Annotated in this window: 23 protein-coding genes and 1 tRNA gene; 16 read left to right on the top strand and 8 right to left on the bottom strand. The window is 42.3% G+C overall.

All coding sequences use genetic code 11. The features are described 5' to 3' along the window. Positions 1-195 precede the first annotated feature (195 nt). From IQ274_RS17325 to IQ274_RS17305, 5 genes are all read left to right on the top strand, one after another. A complete protein-coding gene (locus IQ274_RS17325) occupies positions 196-1,704 on the top strand; it encodes an HlyD family secretion protein (RefSeq protein WP_194142961.1) in 1,509 nt (502 codons plus the stop codon). Positions 1,705-1,754: 50 nt separating this feature from the next. Continuing rightward, positions 1,755-3,923 carry a peptidase domain-containing ABC transporter gene (locus tag IQ274_RS17320; protein WP_194142960.1) on the top strand — a complete coding sequence of 723 codons (2,169 nt, stop codon included), beginning with the start codon at positions 1,755-1,757 and terminating at the stop codon, positions 3,921-3,923. A gap of 30 nt (positions 3,924-3,953) precedes the next feature. After that, complete coding sequence (locus IQ274_RS17315) at positions 3,954-4,265, top strand: hypothetical protein (protein WP_163927267.1); 312 nt, start codon at positions 3,954-3,956, stop codon at positions 4,263-4,265. Positions 4,266-4,599: 334 nt separating this feature from the next. Further along, a complete protein-coding gene (locus tag IQ274_RS17310; RefSeq protein ID WP_194142959.1) occupies positions 4,600-4,821 on the top strand; it encodes a hypothetical protein in 222 nt (73 codons plus the stop codon). Positions 4,822-5,081: 260 nt separating this feature from the next. Beyond that, on the top strand, positions 5,082-5,255 hold the full coding sequence (locus IQ274_RS17305; protein WP_194142958.1) for a hypothetical protein: 174 nt from the start codon (positions 5,082-5,084) through the stop codon (positions 5,253-5,255). A gap of 321 nt (positions 5,256-5,576) precedes the next feature. On the opposite strand, the gene IQ274_RS17300 is transcribed toward IQ274_RS17305, so the two are convergent. Next, the gene (locus IQ274_RS17300; RefSeq protein WP_194142957.1) at positions 5,577-6,503 is read right to left on the bottom strand and encodes an alpha/beta fold hydrolase; all 927 of its coding nucleotides are present in this window, start codon (positions 6,501-6,503) and stop codon (positions 5,577-5,579) included. 448 nt (positions 6,504-6,951) lie between these two features. On the opposite strand from IQ274_RS17300, the gene IQ274_RS17295 reads away from it, so the two are divergent. The 4 genes from IQ274_RS17295 (at position 6,952) to IQ274_RS17280 (ending at position 10,148) form a co-directional block, all read left to right on the top strand. Next, the gene (locus IQ274_RS17295) at positions 6,952-7,506 is read left to right on the top strand and encodes a thioredoxin family protein (protein ID WP_163927260.1); all 555 of its coding nucleotides are present in this window, start codon (positions 6,952-6,954) and stop codon (positions 7,504-7,506) included. A 71-nt stretch (positions 7,507-7,577) separates the two neighbouring features. Further along, the gene (gene pyrH, locus IQ274_RS17290; RefSeq protein ID WP_012412364.1) at positions 7,578-8,306 is read left to right on the top strand and encodes a UMP kinase; all 729 of its coding nucleotides are present in this window, start codon (positions 7,578-7,580) and stop codon (positions 8,304-8,306) included. After that, positions 8,293-8,841, top strand: a complete 549-nt coding sequence (gene frr, locus IQ274_RS17285) for a ribosome recycling factor (protein ID WP_163927258.1) — start codon at positions 8,293-8,295, stop codon at positions 8,839-8,841. Before pyrH ends, frr begins: the two co-directional genes overlap by 14 nt. A 185-nt stretch (positions 8,842-9,026) precedes the next feature. Further along, the gene (locus tag IQ274_RS17280; RefSeq protein WP_194142956.1) at positions 9,027-10,148 is read left to right on the top strand and encodes a geranylgeranyl reductase family protein; all 1,122 of its coding nucleotides are present in this window, start codon (positions 9,027-9,029) and stop codon (positions 10,146-10,148) included. Positions 10,149-10,489: 341 nt separating this feature from the next. On the opposite strand, the gene IQ274_RS17275 is transcribed toward IQ274_RS17280, so the two are convergent. Together IQ274_RS17275 and IQ274_RS17270 are read right to left on the bottom strand one after the other, a co-directional pair. Next, positions 10,490-11,296 carry a CPBP family intramembrane glutamic endopeptidase gene (locus IQ274_RS17275; protein ID WP_194142955.1) on the bottom strand — a complete coding sequence of 269 codons (807 nt, stop codon included), beginning with the start codon at positions 11,294-11,296 and terminating at the stop codon, positions 10,490-10,492. A gap of 238 nt (positions 11,297-11,534) precedes the next feature. After that, positions 11,535-11,972, bottom strand: a complete 438-nt coding sequence (locus IQ274_RS17270) for an AbrB family transcriptional regulator (protein WP_012412178.1) — start codon at positions 11,970-11,972, stop codon at positions 11,535-11,537. A 1,455-nt stretch (positions 11,973-13,427) separates the two neighbouring features. On the opposite strand from IQ274_RS17270, the gene IQ274_RS17265 reads away from it, so the two are divergent. After that, positions 13,428-14,441: a succinate dehydrogenase/fumarate reductase iron-sulfur subunit gene (locus IQ274_RS17265; protein WP_175586504.1), complete on the top strand. Its 1,014-nt coding sequence runs from the start codon at positions 13,428-13,430 to the stop codon at positions 14,439-14,441. A gap of 102 nt (positions 14,442-14,543) precedes the next feature. Here the strand turns inward: IQ274_RS17265 and IQ274_RS17260 are convergent, their stop codons facing one another. The 4 genes from IQ274_RS17260 to psbX form a co-directional block, all read right to left on the bottom strand. Further along, the gene (locus IQ274_RS17260; RefSeq protein WP_194142954.1) at positions 14,544-15,068 is read right to left on the bottom strand and encodes a TolB family protein; all 525 of its coding nucleotides are present in this window, start codon (positions 15,066-15,068) and stop codon (positions 14,544-14,546) included. Between the two features lie 57 nt (positions 15,069-15,125). Further along, positions 15,126-15,686, bottom strand: a complete 561-nt coding sequence (locus IQ274_RS17255; protein ID WP_163927250.1) for a TolB family protein — start codon at positions 15,684-15,686, stop codon at positions 15,126-15,128. 47 nt (positions 15,687-15,733) lie between these two features. Next, positions 15,734-16,648, bottom strand: a complete 915-nt coding sequence (locus tag IQ274_RS17250; RefSeq protein WP_194142953.1) for a Ycf66 family protein — start codon at positions 16,646-16,648, stop codon at positions 15,734-15,736. A gap of 248 nt (positions 16,649-16,896) precedes the next feature. Then, entirely contained in the window at positions 16,897-17,016 is a 120-nt protein-coding gene (gene psbX, locus IQ274_RS17245) for a photosystem II reaction center X protein (protein WP_012412183.1), read from the bottom strand. Between the two features lie 261 nt (positions 17,017-17,277). On the opposite strand from psbX, the gene IQ274_RS17240 reads away from it, so the two are divergent. Next, positions 17,278-17,571: a YggT family protein gene (locus IQ274_RS17240; protein WP_012412184.1), complete on the top strand. Its 294-nt coding sequence runs from the start codon at positions 17,278-17,280 to the stop codon at positions 17,569-17,571. A 104-nt stretch (positions 17,572-17,675) separates the two neighbouring features. Here the strand turns inward: IQ274_RS17240 and accC are convergent, their stop codons facing one another. Beyond that, on the bottom strand, positions 17,676-19,019 hold the full coding sequence (gene accC, locus IQ274_RS17235; RefSeq protein ID WP_194142952.1) for an acetyl-CoA carboxylase biotin carboxylase subunit: 1,344 nt from the start codon (positions 19,017-19,019) through the stop codon (positions 17,676-17,678). 397 nt (positions 19,020-19,416) lie between these two features. Between accC and IQ274_RS17230 the strand changes: the two genes are divergently transcribed. The 5 genes from IQ274_RS17230 to IQ274_RS17215 all read left to right on the top strand — a co-directional run bounded on the left by IQ274_RS17230 (position 19,417) and on the right by IQ274_RS17215 (position 23,237). After that, positions 19,417-19,497: transfer RNA gene (locus IQ274_RS17230), tRNA-Leu, on the top strand. Between the two features lie 127 nt (positions 19,498-19,624). Continuing rightward, complete coding sequence (locus IQ274_RS17225) at positions 19,625-20,248, top strand: chorismate lyase (RefSeq protein ID WP_012412186.1); 624 nt, start codon at positions 19,625-19,627, stop codon at positions 20,246-20,248. Positions 20,249-20,254: 6 nt separating this feature from the next. After that, positions 20,255-20,386, top strand: a complete 132-nt coding sequence (locus tag IQ274_RS37385) for a hypothetical protein (RefSeq protein WP_265578550.1) — start codon at positions 20,255-20,257, stop codon at positions 20,384-20,386. 91 nt (positions 20,387-20,477) lie between these two features. Further along, complete coding sequence (locus IQ274_RS17220; RefSeq protein ID WP_194142951.1) at positions 20,478-21,041, top strand: Uma2 family endonuclease; 564 nt, start codon at positions 20,478-20,480, stop codon at positions 21,039-21,041. 426 nt (positions 21,042-21,467) lie between these two features. Next, on the top strand, positions 21,468-23,237 hold the full coding sequence (locus tag IQ274_RS17215; RefSeq protein WP_163927244.1) for a DUF3352 domain-containing protein: 1,770 nt from the start codon (positions 21,468-21,470) through the stop codon (positions 23,235-23,237). The last annotated feature ends 8 nt before the right edge of the window (positions 23,238-23,245 follow it).

Raw genomic sequence — 23,245 nt, 5'->3', positions numbered from 1 at the left:
CAGGATTTCGCAATGCGGCGTTGCTTTGCTTTTCATCCTGAATGGATGAGCCGTAAACCCCTTATTTAGCGTGATTCTCAAAGAGTAACCTTTAGCAATACCTGCGGCAAGATGCCTTCGTGTCAACGCAACAGGCTTGAGTTTTAGCTCGCCTCATTTTTTCGTGTATCCATTCACAACAAAAGGTGCAATACCGTGAAATCCTTACTCACAGAAGGGGAATCTTCTTGGAATAGGTTTAATGAACCCAATCCAGACCAGCTTCATTTAGTTGAAGTTAACGAGTTTCTCCCCCATATCGGTAAATGGACAAACTTCGGAGGAGGAATTCTGCTGAGTATTTTTGTGGTAGCTGTGAGTCTGACATCGGTTCTAAATTACAATGTCACGGTCAAAGTCCCTGCAAGTATCCGACCTGTTGGAGAACAGCGAATTGTTCAGTCTGCTATGAGCGGAACTGTTCAAAAGATTGATGTTCAAGAAAATCAGGTGGTGGCTAAAGGGCAAGCTATTGCTCATGTTGATGATTCACAACTCCAAACTCAAAAGAGTCAATTAGAAAGCAGTATTCAGCAGAGTCAATTACAACTAAATCAAATTGATGCTCAACTCCGTGAAATGAATGTCCAGATTGGGGCGCAGGCAAGCTTAATTAACCGCACGCTTATTGCTGCACAAGCTGAGTTAGGTGGTACCCAACGCAACTATCAAGATCAGCAAATTAAAGCTACAGCTGATATGACAGAAGCAGAAGCAGCCTTGACCTTAGCCAAGGTGCAAAGAGAGCGATTACAGCGAGAAAAACTTTTAAGAGCAACTGTGCAAGAAGCAGAAGCAGCCTTGATCTTAGCCAAGTTACAAAGAGAGCGATTGCAGCCGATAGTAGTATCGGGAGCAGTTCCTCGCAATCTGTTTGAAGAAAAAGAACAACAGGTTAAGTCGGCTGAGGCGAAGCTAGAACAAACTAAAGCCAACGCTCAAAGTCTTCTAGAGGAAAAAGAACAAGCTCTTAAGGTCGCCCAAATAAACCGAGAAAAGGCTAAAACCGCGATCAATCCTAGTAATGCTCTTGTAACCGTGGCATCTGAACGGATTAAGCAGGAACAAGCAAGAGGTGAGGCTACCTTAGCCGCTTTGAAAAAAGAAAGAGAGACTCTGTTGCAGCAGCGCCTTGAACTGCATAAGCAACTCGTTAGCACTGGCAAAGAACTACAACAAGTAAAAACCGATCTGAATAAGAGTGTAATTCGATCGCCAATCGAAGGAACACTGCTGCAATTGAATCTTCGCAACCCAGGACAGGTCGTGCAACCCAGTGAAGCGATCGCTCAGATTGCTCCTCTTAATGCACCTTTACTAATTAAAGCTCGTGTCCCAGATCAAGATATCGACAAAGTGAAACCGGGACAAAAAGTTCAAATGCAGGTTTCTGCCTGTCCCTATCCAGAGTATGGCACTCTCAAAGGAACCGTCGAAACAGTTGCACCAGATGCCGTACCAACTGTAAAAACCACCGCAGCTCAGAGCCAAGTCCAAGTACTCGCCTATCAGGTAACTATTCAACCACAAAAATCATATTTGGGTAGAAGCGATCGCCAGTGTCATCTGAAGTCCGGGATGGAGGGTAGAGCAGATATTATTTCCCGCCAAGAAACCATACTTCATTTCATTCTCAAAAAAGCACGATTAATGGCAGATTTTTAATTCAATATTGCTCTGCTAACTTTGTGTACCAATTTTATAGGTCGGTGAACATGTTTGATCTATTTAAATTCCATAAAAATTATCAGTGTGTTTCACAATTGAGTGAAGAAGACTGTGGGGCAGCTTGTCTAGCTACAATTTCTAAGCATCACGGACATTTTTTAAGCATCAATCGCAGCCGAGAAGCGGTAGGGACTGGACAACTAGGAACTACTTTACTGGGTTTAAAACGCGGGTCTGAAAATCTGGGTTTCAATGCCAGAGCAGTTAAAGCGTCACCAGCCATCATAGACAGAATCACAGAAATAAACTTGCCAGCGATTATTCATTGGCAGGGCCACCACTGGGTTGTTTTATACGACAAGCGGGGGAAAAAATACGTTATTGCCGATCCTGGTGTGGGTATCCGTTATGTCAATCGAGAAGAGTTAGCAGCAGCTTGGAACGGCGTAATGCTCTTACTAGAGCCAGATCCAGATCGCTTTTTTAAACAGCCAAAAGAAAAAGCAAAAGGTGGCTTAGGTCGTTTTTTAATGCGGATCTTGCCTTATAGGGGATTGCTGAGTCAGGTTTTGATGATCAATATTGTCATGGGTTTGCTCGCTCTAAGTACCCCAATCCTAATCCAACTACTGACAGATGATGTCCTTGTGCGCGGCGATACCCAGTTGCTCACTGTTGTGGTTTTAGGTGTTATTGTTATGAGCTTATTCAGCAGTGCCCTGCAAGTATTGCAATCCATCATGATTGCTCATTTTGGTCAACGGCTGCAACTAGGGCTAGTTTTGGAATTTGGGCGAAAAATTCTCCAATTGCCCTTGAATTACTATGAAGCTCGCCGCAGCGGCGAAATCATCAGCCGACTGCGAGATATTAACGAAATCAATCAGTTGGTATCACAGATCGTAGTTCTTTTACCTAGTCAGTTTTTTATTGCAGTAATTTCTTTCTGCTTGATGCTGTTTTATAGCTGGCGGTTGACGCTAGTAGTCATCTTCATCATCTTCTTAATGACCGTATCTACCCTGCCTTTCTTACCCATCCTCCAGCAAAGGACACGCAGTCTCTTAGTCTTGGGGTCAGAAAATCAAGGCGTTTTAGTCGAAACGTTTAAGGGAGCGCAGGTGGTCAAAACCACAAATGCTGCTCCCCAATTTTGGGATGAACTTCAAAGCCGTTTTGGTCGCCTTGCTAATCTCACTTTTGGTACTATCCAAATCGGAATTATCAACAGCACCGTTGCTAGACTGATTTCCACCATTGGTGGCGTTATTCTACTAGGGCTAGGAAGCATCCTGGTGATTGGTGGGGAGTTAAGCATAGGTCAAATGCTGGCTTTTAATGTCCTACAGGTTAACGTTTTAGCTTTAATTAACTCGTTAGTTGGCTTAATGGATGAATATGTTCACTCCCAAACAGCAATCTCTCGACTTCTAGAAGTTATCGATGCTACACCAGAAGTAGTCGGGAGTGGTCAAAAGCCGAGTGCACAAATCTCTTATGATGCAGACATTCGTTGTTCCGATCTCCAATTTCACCATGCTGGCAGAGTTGACTTAATAGAGAATTTTTCTCTCAAGTTACCTGGAGGAAAGGTGATTGCTTTAATTGGCCAGTCAGGTTGTGGTAAAAGTACTTTGGCAAAATTGATAGCAGGCTTATATCAGCCGAACTCTGGTAATATCCGCATTGGTTTTTTTAACATCCAAGACCTTTCCCTTGATTGCCTGCGACAACAAGTAATTTATGTACCTCAAGAGCCTCACTTTTGGAGCCGCTCGATTTTAGATAATTTCCGCTTAGGAACGCCTTATATTTCCTTTGAAGAAATTGTTAAAGCTTGTGAAATTGCTGATGCAGACGGCTTTATCAGTCAACTTCCTAATAATTATCAAACTGTTTTAGGCGAATTTGGCGCAAATCTCTCTGGTGGACAAAGACAACGATTAGCGATCGCTAGAGGCATCCTCACCAATCCACCTATACTGATTTTAGACGAAGCGACTGCCGGACTCGATCCGGTAAGCGAATCTCACGTACTAGATCGGCTTTTGGAATACCGAAAAGGCAAAACTACGATTTTGATTACCCATCGTCCCAGCGTAATCAATCGCGCTGATTGGATCGTGCTACTAGATAAAGGTCAAGTGCAACTACAAGGAACTCTAGAGACTTTTCTATCTAAACAAGGAGAGCATTTAAAGTTTTTATCACTGTAAAAATTAGGCTCTGTATGAGCAAATAAAACTATGTCTGAAAATACCAAATCCCAAAATTCTAAATGGTTCAGGGATTTGTCTGAAAAAGAACAGGAAACCCTAGCTGCTGGGCAAATCCCGAATCTACCAGATGAAGCTATGCCAGTTGAAAGTAATTTTTTTCTCCAACAAACTAATATCCAAACTACGGCAGACAATACATTAAATCTTGCAAATGGTGATGTATCTTCTCAAAAGACTAAATATATATTGTCAAAAGTGACACTAGGGTTTTCTACAAAAATTCGGGTTCCAAATTTTTCTTTATTTCTAAATGAATTAAATAATTTTATGAGAAATTAAATCCTTTGTTTAGTTAAAAGCTAGCTTGTTTGTATTTAATTACTTCAAATACATTAATTAATCATGTATTTGAAGTAATTAATGCTATTTATACAATATGCATTTATTTAAAATTAGGCATTTAAACTAGTTAACAAAATAACACTATTCGCCAACATTTCTATTAGTTAAAATTTTTAGATTGTTGTTAGTTTGTTTTATAGTTTCATGAGCCAAAAGAAGTAAATGTGCCTGGATGTTTTCTAACCTAAGAGTAATTTATTCGCTTATCAAATAGTTAATAATAAAAATATAGGTGATTAGCACCTATACCAGTAAGTGAGGTAAATAATTTATGTCAACTCAAATGATAATGTCTGATTTGCTTGTGGATCTATCCACAGAACAACAACAGCTTCTGACTGGGGGACAAATAAATGAATCCACTGACGATGAATCAGATGACAATGGACTTTCCGGTCCTTTAGGTCGAAATCGTCGCGAAAATCGTCGCGAAAATCGTCGCGAAAATCGATTCCGCATCAGGGGCATTGTTACCCTCCAAAAAGTTAGCTAAACTTTGCAATTAGCGGGGGATATTGAAGCTAATATAACTCGCTCAAAATTTAATTTATTTTGAGAAAGAGCTTTATTTGTCTCTTATATTCCCTGAAGGCATGAAATCAACAGCCTAGAGATAATAAAGGTAGATGCTAAGGATAGCATCTACCTTTATGCTCGCCTCTTACTTCAGATCAAAATAGTTTCGACTAATTGATGAGTAAAGCTTTTGCTGTATAACTCAAGGCACTAGGCATTCTTTTGCACTGTACAAAAGTGAGGCAAAAAATTATGTCAGATCAAATCATCACGTCTGATTTGCTTGTGGAGTTATCCACAGACGAACAGCAGCTTTTATGCGGTGGACAATTCATAGGTGGCTTCGACGGCGGCTATGACCGCGGCTATAAAGACCGAGGTGGCAAAAAGTGCTATCGTCGCTACTGTTAGCGTCGCTAATCCAGAGACTGATTTACGGATGCAGTTTTTCTTTCTAAGTTGAAAAAACTTAAAGGCTGGGTAGTCTTGTAATCTAAACTTTGCAATAAGCAAGGTGAGTAGAAGGCTCATAAAAATCGCTCAATATAAATTAAGTTTTGAGATAATTTGTGTAGTCTCCTATGTTCTTTATAATGAATTAAATCAACTGCCCAGATCCAAGAAAGGTAGATGATATGCCTAGTATCTACCTTTCTGTTTCCCCCTCATTAGTTTCAGCAGAACAAATGACTAATCTACATTCTGAAAACTTTGGCGGTAGCTGAGTGGAAATTATGCCTCCAATTTTCCCGAGTCTATTAACAGCGATCGCTCCCAAATCCAATCAAGTAAAATCGGATTGACTAACTCTGGTGCTTCATCTTGGGGACAATGCCCAACTCCTTCTAAAGGAATAAACTTTTGTACCTGTGGGAAATTAGCTAATTCTCTACCTAACTTAATTGGTTCCCACGGATCGGCCGTTCCCCACAAGATAATTGCAGGACAAGGTAGCAGCGGTAAAAGGTCTTCTGGTAGAGGCCCTGTAGAATAAGAAGTGAAGGCAAGGAAAACAGCTACAGCCCCCGGATCGCTTGCTGGTGAAGTGAGAATATCCACCAACTCATCTGTCACCATCTCAGGATTCGCATAAGCTTTTAGTAAAATCTTCCGCACTGTTTTCGGTTTGGCAAGTTGATTGAAAAAGAAATCGCCAACTGGTTTGATAGAAAGCAAGCGTTGCAGTAAAGGCGCTCCGACACGACGAGTCCAAGGTAAAGTTATACGTTTGCGATCGTGCAATAGCCGTAAAGAACAGTTGAGCAATGCAACTCCCAAGACAATATCTGGGTTGCTAACAGCTGCTTGCATGGCTACAATACAGCCAATAGAATTTCCGACTAAAAAAGCAGGTTCGCCGACAACTTCACGGCAAAAATCTGCTACTTGTTGTCCCCAGGTTTCTAGAGTGTAGGTAATTTTTTCACCAGGTTGAGGTTTTGCGGAACCGCCAAAACCAATCAAATCAATAGCATAAACTCGGCAATTTTGTGCTAACACGGGAATATTTTTCCGCCAATGCCACCAAGAAGCGCCAAATCCATGTACGAGGACAACAGCCGGCCCAGTGGTTCCTTGGGTTTGATAGCAAATAGGGAAATCTTGCCAAACCCAGGTTTTTGTAGAGGTAAATGCTGTTTTTGAACTTGAGGTTGTCATAGGAAATTTGATGAATACAAGGGTAAAAGCCTGTCAGCAGCAAGGCGTAAGTAAAATTATTTTGAATTTGAATAAAATTTATCAGATTTTCAAATAAAATCCTTTGGTCTAGTGATAACTTAGACATACACTAGAAAAGCTTCTAGGCTGATAGTTTTATCCAGGTATAAAGTTTTCATCTTGTTGATAGAGGTAATTTCCTCACAACTTAGATTATGTCAGCATTAGGAATCATCACTTCTATAATATGAGTAATATTTTTGTGATTTTTTAGATGTGAATGAATTAGTATCAGTGCTAGATTCAGTAGATTCACAATTTACGATCGCTATTTTGGTCTATAACATTGTCAGAATATGAGGCATCGGCTAAGGGGTGGTTTGCAACTGGAAACTGACGCTGAATTTAACAACATTTTTCTTGTTCCTAGTTCTGCGAGCCAGACAATATGAATATACTAGAAACAATCGATACTCCCATCGGGAGCTATGCACCCGATTTTGAACTGCCAGGAATTGACGGTCAAGTACACCATCTCAGGCGTTATCTTGAGAAGTTCCGAGCAGTGGGCGTTATTTCCATGTGTAACCACTGTCCTTATGTAGAGTGGTATATAGACAGGTTAAAAAAGATTCAAACCAAATTTGCCCCCAAAGGCTTCACACTAATTGGGATGAATGGTAGTGATGGTAATCATGAAACTAGGTCAAGCTTTGAAAATATGAAAGCTTTTGCCGAGCGTCACAATTTGAACTTTCCTTACCTGTGGGACTCGACGCAAGATGTAACCCAAAGTTTTGGTGCTACGAAAACACCAATGGCCTTTTTAATAGATGCCAATGGTATAGTCCGCTACAAAGGCAAAATTGACAATCATCCCCAAGATGCATCAGCAGTGGGAGAAGAATATTTAAGAACTGCGATCGCCTCTCTATTTCTTGGTCAGGCAATAGATGTACCACAAACAGAACCAGTAGGTACTACATTGATTTGGCGTAACTAGACATAGATAGTCCCTGTAACTGCTATCTTAAATTGGAGGCAATTGCAACTTTTTTGATAAAGCGTAACTTCATGGGAACGAATTACCGACGGGTTTTACTCAAACTGAGCGGTGAAGCCTTAATGGGCAACATGGGCTATGGCATTGATCCAGAAGTGGTCAAAGGAATAGCTCAAGAGGTAGCAGAGGTGATAGCCACTGGCGTTCAAATGGCCATCGTTGTTGGCGGCGGCAATATTTTTCGTGGCGTGAAAGCAGCGTCGGCGGGGATGGACAGGGCAACCGCTGACTATATTGGGATGATTGCCACGGTAATGAACGCCATGACGTTGCAAGATTCGCTAGAACACATAGGGGTACAGACGCGGGTGCAAACTGCGATCGCCATGCAAGAATTAGCAGAACCATATATCCGTCGTCGTGCCATCCGTCATCTTGAAAAAGGGCGGGTGGTAATTTTTGGGGCTGGTTCTGGAAATCCCTTCTTTACCACTGATACTACTGCGGCACTCAGAGCAGCAGAAATTGATGCGGAAGTGATTTTTAAAGCCACCAAAGTAGACGGTGTATATGATGCTGATCCTGAGATTTATCCTAACGCCAAGCGTTACAATAGCCTTACCTACGCGCACGTTTTAGCCAAAGATTTGCGGGTGATGGATAGTACTGCGATCGCCTTGTGTAAAGAAAATAATATCCCAATTCTGGTATTTGACCTAACGGTGCGAGGTAACATCCACCGGGCAGTATTGGGAGAATCCATCGGTACCCTTGTGGGAGGTTCTTGTGATATTAGCTGACGCGAAAAGCAAAATGCAAAGTTCTGTTGAGTCAACTCAACGAGCTTTTAACACGATCCGCACTGGTCGCGCCAATGCGAGTCTATTAGATAAGGTATTAGTGGACTATTACGGTTCGCCTACACCCTTAAAATCACTGGCAAATATTAGCACGCCAGATGCATCGACAATTCTAATTCAGCCATACGAGCGCAACACCCTAAACATTATTGAGAAGGCGATTTCTCTTTCAGATGTGGGTTTAACCCCCAGCAACGATGGTTCTGTAATTCGGCTGAATATTCCGCCTTTGACAAGCGATCGCCGAAAAGAATTCGTCAAAATGGCTACTAAGTACGCTGAAGAGGGTCGTGTTGCTATTCGCAACATCCGCCGCGATGCCATAGACTCGATTCGCAAGCAGGAGAAAGCCTCTGAAATCTCCAAAGATGAATCAAAAGACCAACAAGACAACTTGCAAAAACTCACAAACGAGTATACAGCCAAAATAGACGCACTCTTGGCAGAAAAAGAAAAAGACATTACGACTGTTTAAAGTCTAAAGTCTGAAGCATAAAGGCTGAAGGATGATGGTAAAATTCTTCAGCCTTTATCATTTTTTAGGTATCTCACAAAAATTAAACAAGTAAGTAGACATAAATAATTAAAGTAGGGGCAATTAATGAATTGTGCCCCGACTCAAGAGAAAATCAACTAATTCAGGAGCCAAAATTCAGCCTTATGTATGACTGCATCATCGTCGGCGCTGGGCCAGCTGGTGGAACAGCTGCATATCATTTAGCCAAGCAGGGTCGCTCAGTATTAGTATTAGAAAAAGAATCCTTACCAAGATATAAGCCTTGTGGTGGTGGTGTATCTCCAGCGATCGCTCAATGGTTTGACTTTGATTTTAGCCCAGCAATTTCTGTAAAAGCTGACTCCTTTCGCTTTACCTGGAAATTAGGCGACCCAGTGGAAGCAAAAATCGCCACAGAAGAACCAGTCTGGATGGTGCGACGAGATATTTTTGACCATTTCCTAGTGCAGCAAGCACAGAAGCAAGGGGCTGAACTGCGAGATAATACTGAAGTAACGGGTATTGAATTTAAAGGTGACTATTGGCAAGTTAACACAGCCAATGAGCCAATTACAAGTCGCTACTTAATCGCGGCTGATGGTGCTAAAGGGCTAATGGCAAAATGGCTAGGCTTCAAAGAACGTAAACGCCGTTTAGCAGCAGCTTTGGAAGCAGAGGTTTCCACCACTGTAACAGACAAATCCACAATTCATATTGAGTTGGGGTTGGTGAAAAATGGCTACATTTGGAACTTCCCGAAAGCGGATGGTTATTCCATTGGTATCGGTACGTTTGGCGGTGGCGAACCCCAGGATTTTAAGAAGATTTTAGATGAATACGCGCGATCGTTTAATCTAGATATCAAAACCAGCAAGAAGTATGGTTATCCCCTTTGCTTGTGGGATGGAAAGCAAAAGTTGCATACCCAAAATGCTGTTTTGGCTGGCGAAGCTGCTTGTGTAGTTTATCCTATGACAGCAGAAGGCATTCGTCCTTCAATTTTTAGTGGCTTGATTGCAGCAGGAGCCATTAATGAGGCCCTTTCTGGTGACATCAACGCTTTAGAAAAATATAGTGAAGCTATTAATGAAGAATGGGGTACTGAGATGGCTTGGGCACAAAAATTAGCTGGAGCATTCTATCGGTTTCCTAGTATTGGCTACAAAGTTGGTGTTAAGCATCCCTCTGCTGCCAAAATCATGGGTCAGATTATGTGTGGAGAACTGCGCTATAGCGATGTTACCGATCGTGCCCTCAAGCGTTTAATTCCTGGCTTTGGAGGTTAGCCAATAGTTGTAGGTGGGTTCCTTAATGCTCTTAGCTTTTGACGAAACATGAATTCAACGAACCTATTTGCTGTCTTGAACTTTTAGTTATAGTCTATCCCTCTCCAAGTCGGAGCTACGGTGTACACACAAGTCAGATCCAGTTTTAGTTTTATCCCAAGCGTATTGGGATAAGCCAGAAAGCCCTCATGTAGAGACGCGATTTATCGCGTCTAAAGGACTGATACGTTAGAGAGACGCGATAAATCGCCTTCCTGAGAGAGAATGTACTCGTCAATTATTCCTTGACAGACTACATTGTGCATGAATTAACCAAGCCCCAGAAGACATTTAACACCAAATTAAAAATACTTAGAGAAAAGCCAAATACTTATTCCAGTTCCCAGTACACAAATAATTCCCGCCAAACCCGCTAGGGGTTTTTTATTCTTACCTGTTAACCAGTCAGAGGCTTTACCTGTGTAAGTAATTAATTCTGCTGTATCTAGGGTTGCGATCGCCCATACCCATCCTGCGTGTAGTCCCCAAGCTAAACCCAAATTGTTGTGATCGGCAAAACGTGCCAACACCAATACCATTCCCATCAGCCACAATCCTGGGAGTTGTGGTGCAGTTTCACGTTGCTCCCAAACTAGATGTAGCAAGGCAAAAATCAAGCTAGAAATTGCTGCTGCTACCCAAACTGGATAATCCTGTGCTAATTCAGTGAACAGAAAACCCCGAAAAACTAACTCTTCTATCCCACCGACTAACAATGCTATCAAGAAAATCGGTAGCAAGATGGGTAATAGTAACTTGAAATTCGTTTTTTCAAAAGAACACCAACCTAATCCGAATTGCCCACTAAATACCATCGTTAAGCTTACCACTCCCAAAGCGAAACCTAATGCTAAAGAACCAAAATTTGAAAGATTCCCAACAAAGCCGTAATCCGAAAAAGATTTATTGGTAAGCCAACTAACTCCCCACAGAATCAGGGGAGCTAATAGGTAAAGTGACAGCAATAACGGCATCTTTTGCTGTGGCTGCAAAGGTTTAGGGGGTTGCCAATTGAGCAATATTGCTGATACTGCTGCGACTGGCAACCAAAAAACTATCCAGCAGGCAAAAAATGCCATCACTATAACTAGTGCTGGTGCATTTTGCATAAATGCTAGTAAGGCGTTGACCGAAGTCTCAAAAAAAGTTATCAAAAAAAACACGATAGACTTCTTGCACTATAGATTTCTTGCTGATTTATCAAGAATCTACTAAATTTGGCAAATTATGCAAGGGGTCTAATCGTATTTTTTATCTGGAACAAAATTTTTTCAATAGAGTTACCAGTTTGCTGTTGAGGTAAGGACAAGTTATCATACCTGATACTTATCCCTACCATCAGCAAATTTACTCTTCGTCTTCCAAATCTTCGTCCGATTCGTCGGAGTCTATATCTGGTGAGGTCAGTTTTTTATCACTTTCACCAAGTTGAATCAAGTGAATATGCTTGTATCCCAACCTAATTTCAAACTCATCTCCAGACTTTAAGCCCATTGCTTTGGTATATGTGGCACCAATCACAATCTGACCATTTTGATGGACACTAACCCGGTATGTCGGTTCACGACCACGACCATCTTTAGGTGCTTCTGGACTTAGAGGAATTCCTCTAGCCGATAGCAAAGCGTCATAAAAATCTGTGAGATTGACACGAACCTGGTTATTCTTAGTAACAGTGTAATAGCCGCACTGTTTGGCTCTTTCTCGGCGTGGCAAAGTGGAAAGTTCTTTTACTTTCGCAAGTAGTGCTTTTCCAGTTAATGGCGCGGTTGCAGTTTCAGTCATTATGCTCAAATTTTCCTTACTCTCTCCAAGCTGATAAACGATGTAGTCTCATGCCAGCATTTGGCTTTTTAGCATGTGCATAGAGCTACTTAGGACTCTAGTGTTAGGGGTGAATCACTGCCGATAGGAGACAAAAGCACTTCATATTATGGTTGTCTACAACCAATTAGAGGTCATAGTTGCCATAGAAATTAATTTTGCTGATTTCACGGCACTTTTAACCATTATTCGCCATCAGAAATGAAATTATTTTCTCTTTTGGCGCTACTGTAGCGGTGTAACTTTCAGCCACCTTTACAAATGGGGTTGGCTCTACTCCAAATAAGTCGTAGACCCAATAAATCGCAGGTTTTTCACTTTCAGTGCTTGCCCTTCTCGCTAATGAGCTAATGAGTAGGTAGAGTTTTCTCTACTCATCCTCTCAAGCTTAGGACAGCATAGTATTTCAATAGAGTCCTACGGGCTTATGCCCTTTGTCCTGCCAGTAGAGACGCGAATTTTCTTGTCTCTACATTACGAATCAACAAAGCAGTAGTAGCCGCGCTGATACGGCTATTGATTCTGGTTTTGTGAGTTCGTAATTTTATATTAAATACTAGCATGGACTAATAATAGCAAAATAGTTGTTTAATTTTGAATTAAAGTTGCTGGTAAATTTTTATTTAAATTTCTGGACTTAAAGGTTGGAAAAAGCCGTGACGATTTTCCTAACCCTTTATTGCATTATAAAAATTTATCTAATTTAGATGAGCAGTTTTGACCAATTAGTTAAATCCAAGATTTTCTTGATTGAGAGGCTGCAAAAATCTCAAAGTCTCGCCTATCCGGGATTCTTCGATGCGCGAGACTTTTATTTGAAAGTAGTAAGGATTTTTCCTCGGTTTATTACTGTAAGCTCAAAAGCGGTCAGAGGATTTTCTACGTCTGTCTATGGGAAGAATAAATCTCTTAACATACGCTTAGCACTTAATTGCCACTACTATATATTGAAGATGTGCTTTTACACTTCTATATAATCAAAAAATTCTGTCAAGCGTTAGCGAAGGCGGAATTTTCCAGCTAGGATTGCTTGACTCAAGTTGATATGAAGACCTGTTGCTAACGGTAACTGCATTTACCTTGGATACGATCGCTAGACCAAAGATAAACCTGAGTCCCTTTCTAAGTAAAGCCCTTTCCTTTACATTCTCAAACGACTAAATTCAATGTCAAGCGACCATTACATTTTTGGCGTTTTATCTCAGAATTTGACACAAATCTTGCCTACAGTGCTGCTAAAAGTAAAATTTTAATGGTTATCCTTAAACTAGAATCAGTTTCCCTTTAATCGTCAGCCTATTAACACCAGGCTTTGAATTGAGGGCAAAAAAAGTATAGCTCACTTTTCGTAACTATCAGCCTTGACTCATGATTGTTAAGGCTGGTGAAGCAATTTTAGAATTTTGGTTAGTAGTCATGGAAGTTATTTTTAAGGTCATTCGACAGCAACAAAATTCCTCCCCTATTGTGCAAACCTATCTTGTAGAGGCAGAACCAGGTAATACAATCCTGGATTGCCTTAATCATATTAAGTGGGAGCAAGATGGAACGTTAGCATTTCGCAAAAATTGCCGTAATACCATTTGTGGTAGCTGTGCTATGCGAATTAATGGGCGTTCGGCTTTAGCTTGTAAGGAAAATGTTGGCAGTGAACTTGCTAGATTACAACAAATACCATCATCCCAAAGTAAAGTAAATGTCATTCCTGAAATCACGATCGCACCTCTCGGCAATATGCCCGTGATTAAAGATTTGGTTGTAGATATGAGCAGTTTCTGGAATAATTTAGAGGCAGTTGCTCCTTATGTGAGTACAGCAGCACGACAAGTACCAGAAAGAGAGTTTTTGCAAACACCACAAGAGCGATCGCGTCTCGATCAAACTGGTAACTGTATTATGTGCGGTGCTTGTTACTCCGAATGCAACGCCCGTGAAGTGAATCCAGATTTTGTTGGCCCCCATGCCCTTGCCAAGGCTTACCGCATGGTAGCGGATTCTCGCGATAGTGATACCGAAAATCGTTTAGAAATGTACAACGAAGGTACTAAAGGCGTATGGGGTTGTACCCGTTGTTTATACTGCGATTCAGTTTGTCCAATGGAAGTTGCACCATTAGAACAAATCACCAAAGTTAAACAAGAAATTCTTACGCACAAAGAAGCTAGCGATAGTCGCTCAATTCGTCACCGGAAAGTTTTGATAGATTTAGTTAAAGAAGGTGGTTGGATTGATGAACGTCAATTTGGTTTACAAGTAGTCGGTAACTACTTTAAAGATTTAAAAGGATTACTCAGTCTTGCACCCCTCGGTTTGCGGATGCTCCTGCGAGGTAAGTTTCCCTTGTCCTTTGAACCTTCAGAGGGGACAGAACAAGTGCGATCGCTCATTGAATCTGTGCAGAAAGAAGAGGGACTGGGGACTAGGGATTAGGGATTAAGGATTGGGTATTAGGGATTGGGTATTAGGGATTGTGATTAAAAGAATTCTTCCCCATTCCCCATTCCCCATTCCCCATTCCCCATTCCCCATTTTTCAACGCGGCTCTTGAGGTATATTCAACGGTCGCCCATAACGGTCATATACTAAAACATCCCACTGCCCGTTGTTACTAGACTCAAAAGCAATCTTGCTACCATCAGCGCTAATTGTAGGGTTGCGGACTTCAGCTTGTAGGTTACTAGTTAAATTTCGTGATTGGCGTGTTTCTCGCTCGTAGAGAAAAATAGCCGATCGCCCCTGGCGGCTAGCCGCAAATACAATATAACGACCATCTTGTGAAACGCTAGGATGATTTGCGATCGCATCAAAGGAATTTAAACCTGACAAATCAACCAAATCACGAGTCACCGTATCAAACATATAAACGTCTTGGCTACCGCGTCGGTCAGTAATAAAAACAATGTATCTCCCAGAAATTTGGGGGTTTAATTCTGACGCTAAACTATTGAGACTCCGACCCCCCGGATCAAAGGGATAACTCAAAAGGCGAGGGTAGCCAAAACATCCAGTCAATAAACTTAAGCAGAAAAATACAGGTATAAAAAAAACACGTTTCATATATTGGGCATTGGGCGGGCATTAATTATTCTCCCTCATCTCCCTGCTCTCTGCCTTCTATGGAGGTGAACCTACGGTTGCACCGTTGGGAATATCTAACTCAATATTTGGCCCTCGGTCTAGGACTTCAATATCCCACTGACCACGACTGGCGCTTTCAAAGACAACATAACGTCCATCTGGGCTGATATTTGGTTTTCTGATCCAGCCGCGATAGGTTGGTGTAACGATTTGCGACTGTTGCGTAGCGCGATCATAAAGCGCCACTACTGGTCTACCTTGGTCACTAGTAAGATAAGCAATATAACGCCCGGTGTAGCTCAAGCTAGGACTTTCAGCAATTGTCTCTGCTCGGTTAATACCCGGTGTGCCAATAAACTGTTGCCTCTCCAAATCGAAAACCAATAGCTGTTGATTACCATTCCGATTAGATACAAAAGCTAAAAAGCGCCCATTTCCACTCAAAGCAGGTTGCTCCTCGGTGTAGCGACTGTTGAGGGAAGTAGGCCCTATGGGAATATTGTTAGAACCACAAGATGCAAGCAAACTTGTTAAACCAAAAACCAGGCTCCAATGAATTGGTCTTTGGAGCCAAAATGTAGGCGTAAATTTTTCCACCTCAACTGTTTTCCGTTGCCTTTAAACCTATTTCCACGCCAACTGTTTTAAACATCGTCATCAAAATCAGTCGAATTATCTGGCCCCTGATTTGGCTTTTCAATCGGGTTGTACGGTACATAATCAGTTGGGATCGCCTCATCATCTTCACGTGGTCTTCGAGAAGCTGAGTCAGTGGGTGGACGACGCCTTCTTGGTCTAGGAGCAACATCATCTTCCCGGTTTTCTGGACGTTGAGAACCGTTATTATTACGGCGAGAAGGTTTTCTGACTTCTCCACCCGAACTTTCCCAATCATCAACTTGCCTAGATGAACCCCAATTTTCATCTTCAGAGGTTTCAGAAGGGCGATTCACAGGACGGCCAGAAGTCCGCCGCCGTGTTCTGTCAGTTGGAGGCTGTCTTTCACTACTGCTGCTGCTGTTGCGGCGTTCTGAACGACGGGGGGGTTGCTCCTCGTAGTAGTTATCACGAGTGGAAATCTCATCCCTGCTACCCCGAATCCGCGCACGCACGGGGCGTTCTTCCTCGTCTTCATAAGGTAATGGATCTAAGTCTTCAATTTCAGCTTGATAGTTTCTGCGATTTTTGTACTCATAGTTTCTGCTTACCTCTCGCTCATCGTCCACAATGGGAGTGTTGCGCTTTGCTTGCTGGGTAGCTATACTCCGCAGGCGAATACTTTCAACTGCAAAAAACACAGTTGTGCCAACTAAAAGCAGTTGACCAAATTGCAGAATCGGGTCTAGCCGCCATCCTTGAAACACGAGAATAAAGCCGCAGAGCAAACCAACTGCCGCAAAAAAGATATCTTGATCCCGTGACAATTCTGGACGCACAGTGCGGAGAAAATACAGTGCTGCCCCAGCCACAGCCAGGAAAATTCCTAGAATACTGGCTGAATTTGCCCCAAAATTTACCTGAGCCAGAAAACTGGCTGAGTTCAGCCCAAAATTTATCATTGCTGTTTTCCCAATATCAAATCTATGTTAGCGAGTCACAATTAAAATCACTACTGTAATTAGGCACGATAAATATTGAAGCTTCAAAGCCTCTGGCAAAGAAGCTCTGAAGCTGTTCACCGAAAAATTAAAAAACCCTATGTCTGTTAGCTACAAATGCTTCTAGCGGCAAATACTGCTGCTTGTAGCGCAATTATAAATAGCTGACAGACAATCGGTTGTGAGAGTTAAATTAACTCTCATAAGCATTATGAACGCTGAATTTTATCTTTTTGGCTAATGAAAATTAGACCAACTGTAACGGGAATCACAACAATTGCAGTACCCCATAGCAGGCTCCAAAGAAAATTTGCTAAAGAAGGCGTCATACTTCTAAACCTTTTTTTACACACTTCATCCTAATTTTAATAGTGTATTACTTTCTTGAGAAGCCTCTAACTCGGAACTGCTAAACTTGGAAACTGCTGTAAGCGAGTTTACTTTTTTATTCCAGAAGAAAATCACAGCATTTGGTTAAAATGATGATGAGAGTGCTTTACAAAGCTTAAAGTTTTTGTGGCGTTCGCGAAGCGCGGCTTGCCGTTCGCCTAAGTTTTACTTTCTTTACAGATAGATAGTACCTTAAACCGATGACTGGTGTTGACCTGACTGCTTGGATTCTTGGCCCTGTGTTAGGGGTGATGACATTTTTATTTATATTTCGGATCATTCTCACTTGGTATCCGCAAGTGAATCTGAATCGTTTGCCCTTTAACTTAATAGCTTGGCCTACCGAGCCATTTTTAGTACCATTGCGAAAACTGGTACAACCTATAGGCGGAGTGGACATTACACCTATTATTTGGGTTGGTATCTTCAGCCTGCTAAGAGAAATATTACTAGGTCAGCAAGGATTGCTGACTATGATATCTCGTGCGAATTAGGGAATTGGGGATTGGGAATGGGGCATTTGGAATCGGAGAGAAGTAAAAATTACCTCTTTCCCCTCTGCTCCCCTCTCCCTGCCCTATTGCCAATCCCCAGTCCCTTACCCGTTCATCTCCTGGACAAAATTTGTATAGACATTACCCTGCAAAAATTGTGGAGTTTCCATGATTTTTTGATGAAACCCAATAGTGGTAGGCAGTCCAGTAATTGCACATTCCCGGAGTGCGCGTTTCATGCGGTTAATAGCAGTGGGTCGGTCTGGGGCCCAAACAATTAACTTGCCGATTAAGGAATCGTAGTAAGGCGGGATTTGGTAATCGGTGTAAACGTGAGAATCAATCCTAACACCAGGGCCTCCAGGGGGGAGATAGCCACTAATCCGTCCAGGAGAAGGGCGAAAGTCATGATCTGGGTCTTCAGCGTTGATTCGGCACTCAATTGAATGGCCCCGCAAAACTACTTGCTCTTGAGAAAGCTTGAGTCTTTCTCCTTGGGCAATCCGAATTTGTTCGGCAACCAAGTCTATTCCAGTAACCATCTCTGTTACAGGATGTTCTACTTGAATCCGGGTGTTCATTTCCATAAAGTAGAATTTACCGGATCTATCCAAGAGAAACTCAATAGTACCTGCCCCACTGTAATTAATGAATTGGGCAGCTTTGACAGCAGCTTGTCCCATTTTCTCACGCAGGTCTTCATCAAGAGCCGGACTTGGTGCTTCTTCTAGTAACTTTTGGTTCCGGCGCTGAATTGAGCAATCCCGTTCGCCCAAGTGAATAACATTACCGTAGTTATCCGCCAAAATTTGAAATTCAATGTGGCGGGGACGTTCAATAAATTTTTCGATGTAAACGCCAGAATTCCCAAAAGCTGCTCCTGCTTCCCCTTGCGCTGCCAAGAAAAGTTTGACAAATTCATCTTCAGAACGGACTAGGCGCATACCTCGCCCACCGCCACCTGCTGTGGCTTTAATCATCACTGGATAGCCGATTTCCTTGGCAAATTTTAATCCTTCTTCCTCGGATTCTACTAACCCCTCACTACCTGGTACTGTCGGGACTCCAGCTTTTTGCATGGTTTCTTTGGCAGTGGATTTATCGCCCATCAGCTTGATAGCTTCTGGAGTTGGGCCGATAAAAGCAATATGATGGTCGGCACAGATTTCCGCAAACCGGGCATTTTCTGCCAAAAAGCCATAACCTGGGTGAATAGCAGTCGCATTGCGCGTCAATGCGGCAGCAATAATATTGGGAATATTCAAATAACTTTTACTGCTAGCAGGTTCGCCAATGCAAACTGCTTCATCAGCAAGTTGGACGTGGAGAGCATTCCGGTCAACGGTGGAGTGAACCGCGACTGTCGCAATTCCCATTTCTTCACAGGCGCGGAGAATGCGAAGGGCGATTTCTCCCCGATTGGCAATTAATATTTTGTCAAACTTCATTTTTTAGTTTCGATATCATTACCAGTAGATTCACATTTTCTCTGATCCAACTTGAAACGACGCTTCCGCATTATTTCAAATTATCACAGGAGATTCGCCACCCTGACTCTAAGCAAACTCGCATATTGCAGGCTTGCTGCCTCTACGGGTTTTACTACACTAACAACATTGCTGCTGTAAGTCTTGGCTAGCTTACCAAACTGGGTTTTTGCGATACGCCATCGCACCGTTTCTCCCACAGTCGCTCTACCCTTTTTAATATCACTTGTGCAGATGCCAAATTTCTGTCAGTCTGATACCGACCTTGAAGAAATTTATATTTTTGAGAAATATAACTTTAGATATCACCTTACTATAATTATTTTCTTATGCTATAGTCTATCTTTAGACAACCCGTGCGGATGTGGCGGAATTGGTATACGCGCACGCTTGAGGTGCGTGTGGCTTTGCCTTGCGAGTTCGAGTCTCGCCATCCGCATATTTTGTTTATTAGTCAAGGGTCAATAGTCAACGGTCAATAGACCTGAGACTGTTGACCCTTAAATCTTGGTATAGCTCTGGTTTTTTATGCTTTTATAGAGATACGTGAAGTTTTGTAAAAAGCATTGAGTATTACTTTTACGCCGACAAACAACTTAACACAGCCAGCAGCTTGGCATCGCCTCACTCCGATTTGGCAAGGAGGGGAGGAAGTAATTCAAAAAAGTTTACCTCACACTCAGCTAGCACCTGCTTGGCAGCTCATGCTATTGGGTGACGGCTCTCCAACACGTCACCTAGAATTGCTTACAGGCGAGCCTGTAGAAGTAGATGTCATTGATATGTCATTGATTGGCATGGATTTGGATGCTGCACCTGATTTAATCCAAGCTGTTCCAGGGCCGCGACTACGGCGACAAGTGTGGCTGCGGACTGCTTCTGGTCAACGATTAGCTTATGCTACCTCGTGGTGGGAAGCCAGTCATGTAGATGAATATTTGCAAAATCGTTCATTACCAATTTGGGCAAGTTTAGCTCGTCTCCGCACAGAGTTATATCGGGATGTTCGAGGGATTTACTATGGTGACTCATCGGCGCTAGAGTCTGGTTTTGACGTAACTGGGCCTTTTTGGGGTCGCCACTACTTGTTTTGGCATCATGGACAGCCACTAACCTTAATTTATGAAGTTTTTTCGCCTTATTTAACTAAATATTTGGGAGCGATGCAATTGAATTCCCAAAATCGGTAAAAAGCCATGATGTGGTGCGATGGCGTAGGCGATGTCTACGACGGGCTGCGCCTACGCTATCGAGCAAAACCAAGTAGCCGAAATTGTACAGTTAAACATCAAATAACATTGAATTATTGTTGCAGCGATCGCCTCTGATAGTAGTGCTGTTAAATTAGTGAGTTTTCGGTAATGATTTGCCGTTGTTAGTCCTACTGATGTTCACAAGAAAGGCATGAGGAAAGGTTTAATGAATACTGTTGTGCTAAATCTAGAACCAATTGCTCATTTAAGCGATGAGCAATTTTATCAATTGTGTGTTGCCAATCGTGATTTAAGCCTGGAAATGAATGCAGCTGGAGAATTAATAATTATGCCACCAGTCGGAGGAGAAAGCGGGAATCAAGAAGCTGGACTGATCGCTGATTTAGAAATTTGGAATCGTCAAGCTAAATTAGGGAAAGTTTTTAGTTCTTCAACTATATTTATACTTCCAAATGGTGCAAAACGTTCTCCTGATGCTGCTTGGGTAAAATTGGAGCAGTGGGAAGCTTTAACACCAGAACAACGAAAAAAATTCCCGCCACTTGTACCTGACTTCGTGATTGAACTGCGTTCGGAGACAGACCGGCTGTCACAGATTCAAGAGAAAATGCAGGAATATATCAAAAATGGTCTGCGTTTGGGTTGGCTGATTAATCCTCAAGATCGTCAAGTTGAAATTTACCGACTTTTGAAAGCTGTAGAAGTTGTGCAAATGCCGGCGATTGTTTCTGGAGAGGATATATTACCTGGATTTGAGTTGCAATTATAGTTGTCCCAAAAAATATTGTAGTCATTATGTGGTGCGATGGCGTACCCGCCCATCGTAGGCGATGTCTACGACGGGCTGCGCCTACGCTACCGAGCAAAGCCAAATAGCTTAAATTCGCTTGCAGCTTTGTCCAGTTAGTTATATTCTTTAATTGCTTGGAATCACAGATTTACTTGCGGAAATCTTCCGAATGAGGCATTAATCTTAGCGAAACGTCCTACGAAATTCAACAAAGCGTGTTAAAAATGGTAACTGAATCAAAAACACAGCTTTTGAAAGACTAGGGAAGATTGATTACGGAAGTATCATCAACATTTAGGGTGGAAAATTTAATCTAATTAGCTGTCCTAAAGAATGGTTAAACCAGTTGGTGTACTTAACTAATCAAGCAAGTAATAAGTTTGCAAGTATAAGGTATAGGTTTCGATGGCACCGCCTCTTGTGTCTGTTCCAATGAAGAAAAATAAGAAACCCTCTCTGGTGCTGACGCTCTCGGCTGCTGGGCTATTAATTGGTGCAGGGAGTGTCGCATACTGGTTGTTAAGCCAGAGACAAATATCTTCCAGTGATTTGCTCGTAGGTGCAAATATTATTCCTGGTGATGCACTGTTTGCGGTTTCTCTGACCACAGATCCCCAGCAGTGGAAGAAATTGCGGGAGTTTGGGACAAAAGAAACCCAAGCAGAACTGGACAGAAATTTAGTAGAATTGCGCGATCGCTTTCTCACTAATAATGGTTACGACTTCCAGAAAGATATCGCCCCTTGGGTAGGCAATGACATTACAATCGCAATTCTTGCCCCAGCAACAGCAAGCAAAGCTGTACCCAAACCAGTTACCACTAATGAAGATGCTGCTAGCGATCAGCAGTCGATGGTAATGGTATTACCAGTAAAAAACCCAGAAATCGCCAAAAATATTTGGGCACAACCCAAAACCCTTAAACAAGGCAAATGGATTGACCGTATTTATCAAGGGATCGCCATTAAACAAAGTGAGGGGCAAACAGGAGAAAACTTATCAGCAGCATTAATAGATGGGCGTTTTTTAGTCATAACTGATAGTCCCAAAGCCACAGAACGAGCGATCGATGCCTACAAAAATCAAACATCCCTAGCGACAACAGGGGGCTTTGCTGAGAATTTTCCGAAAATTACCAATTATCAACGCTTTGGCCAGTTTTACATCAATGTGCCAACAGCAGCTAAAATAGCCGCAGCTTCTCCAAACCGGCCTTTACCCGCTCAAGTTTTAGCTCAACTGCAAAATAACCAAGGTTTAGCAGGGACAATGACTTTAGAGGCAGAAGGAATCCGCTTCAAGGGCGTTTCTTGGCTAAATCCTAATAGTCAACGTGTGCTGGCGGTGGAAAATAAAGCTGGGAAAATGCAAAGTCGCGTACCAGCAGAAACCTTAATGATGCTTTCGGGAGGAAACTTACAGAGGTTGTGGGGAGATTACGTTTTAACATCTCAAGGAAATCCCCTCTCACCGATCGCACCAGAACAACTCAAAGGTGGGATAAAATCTCTTACCACTCTAGATTTAGATAAGGATTTGCTCAGTTGGATGAAAGGCGAGTTTTCCTTATCAGTGATTCCTAATACTCCCAAAGAAGGTTCACCAAATGATTTTCGTGCGGGTTTGGTGTTCATGGTACAGGCCAGCAATGCCTACGGCGGGCGAAGCCTCCGCAATTCAGCCGAAGCATCCATAAAACAATTGGATGATGTGATGAGAAATCAATACCAATTCCAAGTGCAACCTGCAAAAGTTGCAGGGCAACCTGTTGTCAACTGGGTTTCACCTTATGGTACTTTAACTGCCACCCACGGTTGGTTAGATGGAGATGTCGCCTTTTTAGTAGTGGGCGCTCCCATCACTGATAAAATTGTTCCCAAGCCCAACAACACACTAGCTAGCACGATCCCATTCCAACAAACAGTTCCTACAGAACCAAATCCAACAAATGGTCAATTTTTTCTGGATGTAGAACGAACTGTGAACAATTTCCCTTTGCCAACTCTAATTCCCAATCAACAAACTTTGCTAGCTGCAACACGCTCAATTGGGATGACATCTGCTGTCAGCGACAGTCGTAGTAACCTCTACGACATTTTTATAGCACTCAAAAAAGTTAGTAATACGACTCCCTTGCCTAGTCCAGAAAGCAATAAGAACAACTCTACTAGATAGGAGATTGA

This window comes from Nostoc sp. LEGE 12447 (assembly GCF_015206985.1).
Classification (GTDB): domain Bacteria; phylum Cyanobacteriota; class Cyanobacteriia; order Cyanobacteriales; family Nostocaceae; genus Nostoc.
The sequence above is the reverse complement of the archived record's forward strand: the minus strand, read 5'-3'. Positions and strand labels throughout refer to the sequence as shown.